This window comes from Microcystis sp. LEGE 08355, assembly GCF_015207185.1.
Lineage (GTDB): Bacteria > Cyanobacteriota > Cyanobacteriia > Cyanobacteriales > Microcystaceae > Microcystis > Microcystis panniformis.
In genome coordinates this window covers 1-9,772 of sequence record NZ_JADEXI010000129.1, presented here as the reverse complement: position 1 = coordinate 9,772, position 9,772 = coordinate 1, and the positions used below count along the sequence as shown (strand labels likewise).

The 9,772-nt window shown below is 40.6% G+C and carries 10 protein-coding genes; 7 read left to right on the top strand and 3 right to left on the bottom strand.

Translation table 11 applies throughout. The features are described from left to right. Positions 1-173: 173 nt before the first annotated feature. The 3 genes from IQ242_RS08970 to IQ242_RS08960 form a co-directional block, all read right to left on the bottom strand. Positions 174-581 (bottom strand): hypothetical protein, encoded by a 408-nt coding sequence (locus IQ242_RS08970; protein ID WP_193959727.1) that lies wholly within the window; start codon positions 579-581, stop codon positions 174-176. Next, positions 581-2,521 (bottom strand): AAA family ATPase, encoded by a 1,941-nt coding sequence (locus IQ242_RS08965; RefSeq protein ID WP_193959726.1) that lies wholly within the window; start codon positions 2,519-2,521, stop codon positions 581-583. Before IQ242_RS08965 ends, IQ242_RS08970 begins: the two co-directional genes overlap by 1 nt. A 308-nt stretch (positions 2,522-2,829) precedes the next feature. Beyond that, positions 2,830-3,000, bottom strand: coding sequence for a hypothetical protein (locus IQ242_RS08960; RefSeq protein ID WP_193959725.1), 171 nt, complete (start codon positions 2,998-3,000; stop codon positions 2,830-2,832). A gap of 315 nt (positions 3,001-3,315) precedes the next feature. On the opposite strand from IQ242_RS08960, the gene IQ242_RS08955 reads away from it, so the two are divergent. The 7 genes from IQ242_RS08955 to IQ242_RS08925 all read left to right on the top strand — a co-directional run bounded on the left by IQ242_RS08955 (position 3,316) and on the right by IQ242_RS08925 (position 9,392). Next, complete coding sequence (locus IQ242_RS08955) at positions 3,316-4,017, top strand: 16S rRNA (uracil(1498)-N(3))-methyltransferase (RefSeq protein ID WP_193959724.1); 702 nt, start codon at positions 3,316-3,318, stop codon at positions 4,015-4,017. A gap of 167 nt (positions 4,018-4,184) precedes the next feature. Continuing rightward, positions 4,185-4,814: a DUF6391 domain-containing protein gene (locus tag IQ242_RS08950; RefSeq protein ID WP_193959723.1), complete on the top strand. Its 630-nt coding sequence runs from the start codon at positions 4,185-4,187 to the stop codon at positions 4,812-4,814. A 75-nt stretch (positions 4,815-4,889) separates the two neighbouring features. Then, positions 4,890-5,123 carry a photosystem I reaction center subunit IV gene (locus IQ242_RS08945; RefSeq protein ID WP_002767446.1) on the top strand — a complete coding sequence of 78 codons (234 nt, stop codon included), beginning with the start codon at positions 4,890-4,892 and terminating at the stop codon, positions 5,121-5,123. Positions 5,124-5,178: 55 nt separating this feature from the next. Then, positions 5,179-5,331, top strand: a complete 153-nt coding sequence (locus tag IQ242_RS08940) for a hypothetical protein (protein WP_228020898.1) — start codon at positions 5,179-5,181, stop codon at positions 5,329-5,331. Positions 5,332-5,545: 214 nt separating this feature from the next. Then, entirely contained in the window at positions 5,546-6,934 is a 1,389-nt protein-coding gene (locus tag IQ242_RS08935; RefSeq protein ID WP_193959721.1) for an aspartate aminotransferase family protein, read from the top strand. 5 nt (positions 6,935-6,939) lie between these two features. Continuing rightward, complete coding sequence (locus tag IQ242_RS08930) at positions 6,940-8,037, top strand: sulfotransferase (protein WP_193959720.1); 1,098 nt, start codon at positions 6,940-6,942, stop codon at positions 8,035-8,037. A gap of 359 nt (positions 8,038-8,396) precedes the next feature. Then, positions 8,397-9,392, top strand: a complete 996-nt coding sequence (locus IQ242_RS08925; RefSeq protein ID WP_193959728.1) for a lysylphosphatidylglycerol synthase transmembrane domain-containing protein — start codon at positions 8,397-8,399, stop codon at positions 9,390-9,392. Positions 9,393-9,772: the final 380 nt, after the last annotated feature.

The following is a 9,772-nucleotide window of genomic DNA, read 5'->3' as shown; positions in this document are numbered from 1 at the left end:
AAGACATTGCTTCGATTTTTGTCAATTGTTTTTGCTCTAGAGCGAACTAATCAATTAAATCTCTTGCCAGATAAGGATTTAGTCGATTTATGCCCCCCTATCGAACCATAACAAGTAACGAAGAACCGTAATTTGTCGTTATCGCTAAAAAGGATAGTTAGATAGGGAGAATTTTAGAGATTATTGATAATTCTCTCAATATCAGCTTGGATTTGATTGCTGACTTTGCCTTGCCAGCGTTCTTTTAATTCCCTTAATCCCACTTCTGCGTATTGACAGATCTTATCTAAAACTTCTTTGCCATCGCTAGGTTGAGGATAGGAATTCTTTTTACAGATAATATAAATTCCTGCGGTTAAAGCTAAAATAACCTCTTGCTCGATTTGGCTAATATTAATTAAATCTTGTCGATTACTCAGATTGATTCCGTAGATACTTAAGTCTTCTTTAATAGCAAAAGCAGCCGCGAATAAATAGGCATCTACCATGCGCTCAAAGGTTTTATTATCTTTTAGTACCTGTAGATAATTTCTGGAAGTTTCCGAGGCATAAATCTTCAAACTGGCATCGATTCTCTGCATTAGTAATTCTCCATCACTTCAATCACGGAAGCATCTTCATCGGCAGCTAAACGGTGTATTTTGAATATATCAGTAGTGTAGGGAAGCAGCAGATTTAAAAGTCGATCGGGAAGATCGCGATCGGTGGCTAAAATAATCACTTGGGAGTTTAAGTTAGTGAGAGAGTTAATAATATTTTTTCGATGTTCTTCATCTAAATTTCCAAAAGGTGTATCCATAATTAGGGGAACACAATTATCGGTTATTTGATTTAAACCAGTGATAAAAGCAAAAGCTAAAGCTTCCTTTTCTCCCGCACTTAAGACATCGGGATTTAATAATTTTCCTGTGATGGTAAGGATTCCTAAAGTGTATTCGGGAGTGATTTCTACTCCTCTATATTCCTCTGGTTTGTTGGTTATTTCTAAATAGCGATCGCTGGTTACTTGATTAATCATTTTTTGAGAATTATCGATATGCCATTCGATTAATTCGTTAGTGGCATTTTTTAAACCTCTGGCCATTTTAACCTGATTAGATAACATCAATGTGGTCTGATTTTCACTAGCTAAAATTTCCACTTCTTTGCGTAAATTTTCTAATTTCTTTTCTTTGATTTCAATTTCCTTTTGTAAGCGTTCGATCTTTTCTTCAATCTCCTTAACTTTTCGTTCCGATTCGCCAACTTTTTGCCAAATCTCCCTCACCGAGTCTTGATTTATTCCCGTGGTTTCCTGTTTTAGCTGTTTAATATGTTGATTAATTTCTTCGATTTCTTCTTCTAAATGATCTCTTTGTAAAAGCAATTGACTATAATTGCTAAATTTGGCATTATCTCGGATAATTCCCTGTAAATCAATTCTAAGTTGGTCTTTTTCTATTCTGGTGACATTGTCCACTTCTAAGGACTCTAGTTCGGCAATTTTTTCAAGGATAAAGTCACGAGAATTTTTATCTAAACAACGACCACATAAACAGCTTTCGTCGTCAAGTATTGCTTGAAAAATTGCTGTATAATTAGTTTTATAAGTGCTTTTTAAGCTAGTAACTTGCAAATCATCGGCCATTTCCTGCACAAAGTTAATCAGCAAAGGTATCGCAGCTTTTTTTAACCAAGAATCAATAGAATTTTGCAGGTTATTTAACTCAGTTTGTAAACCGATACGCTTTTTCTCTAAGTTATGAATTTCCTCTAACTTTTCTCGTAAACTTTCAATCTGAGCGGCTTTTTCTTGAGCATACTCATGGACAATTTTAGCATTTTTTTCCTCCTCTTTAGCATTTTTACACTGACCTTGTTGAAAAGCAATTTCTTCTTCTAATTCTTGCAATTGTTGCAGCTTATCTTTAAAAATTTGACTGGTTCCCTCTGCTTTATTTAAACGGTTTTCTAATTCTTGTAAGGCTTTTTCTGTATCATCGCGTAGATTTCTTAATTCCGGGATACCCAAAACTTTTTCAATTGCTTCTTTTGCTGCTTTAGTTTGAGTTATCTGGGTATATTGTTCGATTTTTGAGCCATCAAAACAGAAAAAATCTCGAATAGATTTAGGAAGCAATGCTTCGATATATTCCCTAGAGTTACTTCTCATGGTTCCATCTTCATAAAATAATGCTTCCTCTACGCTGGGATAAGAAGTGATACCATTATCTTTTAATTTCGCTGTGCGACTGATAAAGTAATTTTTCTCGTTTCTAGTAAAATTTAATTCCACCCGCATTTCTATTAGTGGTGAAGAATCATCCTTACCTCGATAAAAATAGGTTTTCAGAGTCTCTTTAGATACAATATCTACCCCATAGAGACACCATAAAATCGCTGTCATCAGAGAAGTTTTACCGTGGCCATTATTACCGAAGATAATATGAATATTTCTGTCGGTATGCAGGTTAAAAGTAATATTTTGACTAGGGTAACATTTCCAATTAGTTAAGCGAATTTGTTTCAGTCTCAAAGTCATAAGAACTCTTGTAAAAATCAAAAAATTTGTGGTTGATTAGGAGTCAGTAGCCAGTAGTCAGTAATCAGGAGAATTAAGGATGAATAATAATCAATTAAATGGTTTATTTAGAGATTTTATGCAACTTAATATTTATTTTTGTCGTTTTTAAACTAAGTGGGTGGGTGGAATTAAATATAAGATGAACGTAGGTTGGGTTGAAGCATGAAACCCAACGCCCGATTATGTTACGCTATCGCTAACCCATACTACAAATAATTGTGCCTCCCTACTTACAAAAAATAAATTATGCAAGAGAACTATAAAATTTATGATTGTGGGGAGTCGGTATATTTTTCGATGAGTTTGACAATTTTAGGTGATAGCCGCCGATTTTTTAGAGTAATTTTTGCTACTTCTAAAGCCATGGCTTCCTTTAGCAGTTGGGGAGGTATCTCATATTTTTGTGCCAGTTCTTCAATTTTAGCAGTTATGTCCATGAATTTTTTGTGGGTTAGGGAGTGGGGATTGTCAAGTCTTAATTCCTATTGGCCAAGAGATACCTTGATGACGAGAAATTTTATAACAGATCTGAGTAGGTAAGGCCATAGTAACTTACAGCCTTGATCGTAAATATGAAGTATAACCTAATTTGGTATTGACGACCGACTACCCAAAAGGAAAACTTCGTACTTCACCATTAAGATAACTGCTATCAGCTAATCTACTCTCAACCTTATACAAAAACACCATAAAAGCTAAAATAGATAGCTGACAGTGATTCTGAACACAATAGCAATATAGACTAAACCGCCTTGTATTATCGTCTTCTTCTTGATTTTAATACCCTAGAAAACGGGTTAATTGTCTTAACACCCGAACAAAGTCATTATCTTAAAAAAGTTGTTCGTTTAAAATCCCATGACCGTTTTATTGCCCTAAATGGACAAGGACAAGCGTGGTTAGCGGAAATAATTGATAATTCGGCCCATCTTTTAGAAGCGATAAACGAAACTAGCGAACTACCAGTACAAGTGAATTTAATGGTAGCAATTCCCAAAAATGGCTTTGATGATATCGTTCGCGCTGCCACCGAATTAGGAGTTTATCGGATTATCCCGCTGCTGACAGAACGCGGTTTAGTTAATCCTAGTCCTCAAAAAATTGACCGTTGGCGAAAAATTGCCCGAGAAGCTGTAGAACAATCAGAAAGACAGATTATTCCCATAATCGAAGAACCACAGCCATTTTTAGCCATCCTTAAGCGGGGAGCTAACCCAAAGACAACTTGTTATATTGGTGTTACCCGTAGAACAGTGGCCCCGCTACTTTCTCAATTACAAACATCAACCGAGATAACCATGGCCATTGGACCTGAAGGGGGATGGACGGAGACAGAAATAGAACAAGCGATCGCTGCTGATTTTGTGCCTGTATCACTGGGAAAACGCATTTTGAGAACAATTACCGCTCCCGTAGTGGCTCTTGCTATCATTAACGCCTATTTAGACAGCTAATTGACTATAGTTTCTATGACCAAGACTAGCAATCGAGATAACTGAAATCCTTTCGCTTCTTAACCTAAAGCAAGAACTAGCAGCAGTTCCCCCGTGGTCAGATTGTCCCCGTTTTTGTCGAATAGCACCCTCACATTCCCCGAAAAAACTCCCCCTAGCGCAACTTTATGACCTCTAGTAGCCCTTCTAACCCCTCTTTTGACTGGTTTAACCCCTCGCCCCAGCAAGACAGCGATTTACTGGCACAAATCGGCTTTATCCCCGGTTTCAAAGAATTTCTCACCCTGCGACAGGTTCACGCCTTGGAACACGCCACCGTCTGGGTATTAAGCGAAATGGCTGCCCGTCGTCAATCGCCTTTTGACCGCTCCCCCGCGGATAACGAGGCCCTGGGGGGACTGTCCACCGATAGGGGTTTTTATCTCTACGGACAAGTTAATACAAATGAACTGCAAATTGCAGCCAAACAGGCACTCCATCGTCTCAAAAATGGCGAGGGGCAATTGGCATTACATCCGCGTTGTGGCACCAATTTATCGGTAACTTTAGCCTTAACCGCCGGCTTAGTCTTAGGAACTCATCTTATCTTCCCCAGAGGTCCGATTTCTCAGTTATTAGGCTTAGGTTTAGCCACTGCCACCGCTTTTCAAATCGGGCCAGATGTGGGAATGTCGGCCCAAAAATACCTGACCACGGCCATTCCCTTTAACTTAACAATCGTTAACATTGCCCCAAAGGCAGACCTATGGGGACGTTCGGGGCATTTCGTGGCAGTGGAGTGGCAAGATTTGCAATAAAACTTAAAGTAAAAACCCTTTCGGCAAACTCGCTCTGATTGTAACCTGTTAACTAAACCCTAAAAAAAAACACCTATGCCTGGAATCGAACGCGGAGCCAAAGTTAGAATCAAACGTAAAGAGTCTTACTGGTACAACGATGTAGGAACCGTAGCCAGTGTTGACAAAAGTGGTATCCTCTATCCCGTTATCGTCCGTTTTAACACTGTTAACTACCACGGTTTTAGTGGTAGTGCCGGTGGACTGAATACCAATAACTTCGCTGAAAGTGAATTGGAACTCGTTAAGGCTGCCCCCGCTAAGAAATAAAGCTGAGTAAAATTCGGCCTATCTTCACCGACTGACTGACAGGAATTCTCTCTTGTTGGTCGGTTTTTTTTATAGTTATCAGTTATCAGTTATCAGTTATCAGTTATCAGTTATCAGTTATCAGTTATCAGTTATCAGTTATCAGTTATCAGTTATCAGTTTACTGATATTACATTTTGGGCGCATCGCTTGTGCGCCAACCATATAAAAACTGACTAATAAATTATCTAAAAGTCCCTTGAACCTTTAGCCAACAAGAGTTAATTAGTTTAATTATCCTAGATAAGTTTTTAAATACTTGACAAAAATATATCAAATAATTTATAATAATTAGATAACCAAAAATCATGATAATGTGCTATCAACATAATCGGGTTTGAGGTGTTAAAAAATTAGTTTTTCAGTCATCAAATCTGGAATTTATGAGCATTTTAGAACTGATAGAAAAAAGACTAGAAGAAAACTTTGCCCTCCACGAACAATACCTAAACCCCCAGATGGTTAGGGTACTAAAAACGATCGGCTACGATCGCCACTACGTTAAAGCTGAAGGTCCATACCTATTCGACAATCAGGGAGAAAAGTATCTGGACTTACTGAGTGGTTTTGGTGTTTTCGCTCTCGGACGCAATCACCCCAAGATCGTGCAAGCTTTACAGGAAGTGCTAACGGCAGCATTGCCCAATTTAGTCCAATTGGATGCTTCTATCCTAGCGGGATTGCTGGCGGAACGGTTAGTAGCGATCGCCCCTCCCGGATTAGAACGAGTTTTCTTTGCTAATTCCGGCACAGAAACCGTCGAGGCTGCCATTAAATTCAGCCGCTACGCCACCGGACGCAGCCAAATTGTTTACTGTCAGGGAGGCTACCACGGGTTAACCATGGGTTCCCTTTCCGCCACCGGCGATCCCCATTATCGTGAGGGATTTGGGCCTTTTGTCGCCGATTTTAAGGAAATTCCCTTCGGCGATCTAGCTGCGCTCGAAAAAGCTCTAATTAACCAAGACGTAGCGGCTTTTATTACCGAACCGATTCAAGGTCACGGGGTGAGAATTCCCGAACCGAACTATCTCCCGGCGGCGGCGGCCCTTTGTCGTCGTTATGGCACTCTTTTTGTAGCCGATGAAGTGCAGACCGGTTTAGGCCGGACTGGCAAAATTTGGGCTGTGGAACATTGGGGGGTAGAACCAGACATTTTATGTGTTGCCAAGGCTCTTTCGGGCGGTTTTGTGCCAGTGGGAGCGGTTCTCTGTCGTCGCTGGATTTTCGATCGAGTATTCGATCGCATGGATCGTTCAGTGGTTCACGGTAGCACTTTTGGTAAAAATAATCTGGCCATGGCCGCCGGTATTGCCACTTTACAGGTGATTGAGGAGGAAAAATTAGTCGAGCGATCGGCTGCAATCGGTCAACAAATTATCGCAGAACTACAGCCCCTCGTAGATCAGTACGAATGTTTGCAGGAAGTGCGGGGATTGGGTATGATGATCGCCTTGGAATTTGCCGAGCCGAGCAGTTGGTCACTAAAAGCCGCCTGGAAAATGCTAGAAACCGCCAATAAAGGGCTATTTTCCCAGTTAATCGTCGTTCCCCTCTTTACCCGCCATCAAATCCTCTCCCAGGTTTCCGGCCACGGCATGAATATCATTAAGTTTATCCCCCCCCTCACCCTCTCCGATGAGGATTGCCGTTGGCTTGTCACCGCCGTTAAAGATGTGGTCGCTGATGCACACCGCTTCCCCGGAGCCGCTTGGGAATTCGGCAAAACCTTGGCCAGCCAAGCTATCCGCCAAAAAACCGCTAAAAAATAGTTAATATGTCCAGTTTGTTTCATCCCCTCTGCGGTAGTAACCTTAGCACTCTCCTTCGTTTGTTTTTGACCAATGGCGGCATCGATCGCCCCAATTTGGCCCCAGCAACCCTGGCGCTGGCAGTTACCCTGGCGCGACTGCCTTTTTCTACCCTAGAACGAATTTTGATGACAGGGTTTTATGAGCGCCGCGTGCAGGTAAAAGCACCCATTTTTATTGTCGGCTATTGGCGCAGCGGCACGACCCATCTACACAATTTACTGGGTCAATCGGAGCATTTTGGCTATATTTCGCCCCTAGCGGTGGGATTACCCTGGGATATCCTCGGTATCGTCCGCTTATTTCAACCGCTGCTAGAATTAGCTCTACCGAGCGATCGCCATGTGGATAACGTTGCCGTTACTCCCAATTCACCCCAAGAAGACTCGATCGCCCTGGCCAGTATGATCCCCCTTTCCTACTACCATGGTTTATACTTTCCCCAACGTTTTCAGTACCATTTCGATCGAGGGGTTTTTTTTCAAGGCTGCAGCGAGAAAGAAATCGCCAATTGGCAACGTTGGCATACTCATCTATTAAAAAAAGTTTCCATCCATCAAAAAGGCAAACAATTACTAATCAAAAACCCCGTTTATACGGCACACATTGCCAGATTGCGAGCTATCTGGCCCGATGCTAAATTTATTCATATCTACCGCAATCCCTATCTAGTTTTTCCCTCAACCCGCCACTTTTTTACCCGCATCCTACCGGAACTAGCACTGCAATCCTACGATAATTTATCTATTGATGTCATCGAGCAAGCGATTCTGAAAAGTTATCCCCTAATGCTCAATTCTCTCCTGGGAGATAGTGCCAATTTACCTACCGATAGTTTTGTAGAAATTCGTTTTGAAGATTTAGAAAAAGAACCCCTAGCACAAATCGAGAAAATCTACGATCAACTGCAACTTCCCGACTTAAAAATATCTATGCCTCGCTTTGATAAATATATCAGCAGTCTGCAAGGATATAAAAAAAATAATTATCCGCCAGAACCAAAAGCGATCGAGTTAGTTGAATCTCATTGGCTACCATTTATTCAACGTTGGAACTATTTTTAGTTATCAGTTATCAGTTATCAGTTATCAGTTATCAGTTATCAGTTATTAGTTATCAGTTATGAGTTATCAGTTATCAGTCATAATTCATAATTCCCCATCTCCCCCCGCAACGCGCACGCAGTGGTATCACCATCTCCCCACTTCTCCACTTCCCCACTTCTCCACTTCTCCACTTCTCCACTTCCCCACTTCCCCACTTCCCCACTTCCCGCTCTCCTAGACCTTTTAAACAGGATTTAGTAAGTACCTAAGCAAAATTAATTACACCTATCTAACTACTTCTTGCCTATTGCCTATTGCCTATTGCCTATTGCATGAGTGCCTATCCTAACCAAGAAATTAATTTTGCACGACTACTTATGAAATATATTAAATTTATCTTTCTGGGTTTAGGTTTTGTTTTACTAGGGGTAATTTTGCGCCAAACAAATCTGCAAGAAGTTTGGCAACAAATCACCCTAGTCGGTTGGTGGGGAATGACATTAGTAATTATTTTTTACTTCCTAGAATTCCTCACCGATGTTTTTACTTGGCAACTAACTTTTAAAAGTATTCCTATCCAACCTCGATGGACAATTCGCCTATTATTAATTTACATGGTAGGGGCAGCCTTTAATCGCGTGACTCCCTTCGCTTCTTTGGGAGGAGAAGGTTTTAAAGCAGTGATGTTGAAAACTCACTATCAGATTAGCTACAAAGAAACCAGTGCCTCGATCATTCTGACCAAGACATTAAATACTGCTTCCCTTGTCTTCTTTGCAATTATCGGTTTTTTTCTGCTCCTAGCTTCCCCAAAATTCTCCAATTCTTTTAAAACTTTTACCGGATTAAGTCTTGCTATATTCTCCAGTTGTATCCTGATATTTTTCTTGATTCAGCGATTCCGTTTATCCTCCCGAATAGTTAATCGATTAGGTCATTCTTTTTTAGGCTATCGCCTAGCTAAACCTTTAGAAAATCTTCGCAGTGTCGATGATCGTTTAGGGGAATTTTACCGGAATCTGCCACTATTTAGAAATGGCTTGATCGTCGGTTTTCTCAATTGGCCTCTCGGAGTTTTAGAAATTTATGTTTTAATGCAGTTTCTCCAACATCCGATCAGTTTTGCCGATGCTTGGTTATTTGATTCTGTTGCCCAATTAGTGCGCGCTGGAACCTTTTTTATTCCCGCTAATATCGGTACTTTAGAAGGTTCTTTAGTGCTGCTGGGTGCTTCCTTAACTGGTAGTCTAGAATTAGGTTTAGCGATTTCTGTAATTCGCCGGGTTAAAGATATTCTCTGGATTATATTAGGTTTATTGATCTGGTGGTTATTTTCCCTAAGACCGACTTTACCCGATCGCCCTTCAAAATAATATACAGCTTTTCTCACAAAGCTGCATCTCAAATTTGTAGAAATACCGACAATCAGCAATGATCAGTAACTTTTAAATTATACTAAATCCGCTTATTAAAAACTGATTATTTATTCTCCGTTTTGCATGAGTGCCTCTTGCATGAGTAGCCTATACCCCACATTCCGCACCCTAAGTGTCACAACGTCTCGAAAGAGGAAGATGCCTGAGTCAAAATACTTATCTAGAGGAGTGAGTTGGCGGCAAGCTGCCAGCAACTAAGCCGAAAATTCCAGGGTTCCCCCGGTCATTCGCAATAAACAGTGCTTGTTGAGAATGGCTGGGCAATCAGACTTAACATCTAGCGTCGAGATGTTCGAGTAGTGCTTAAGTTTTGTCAC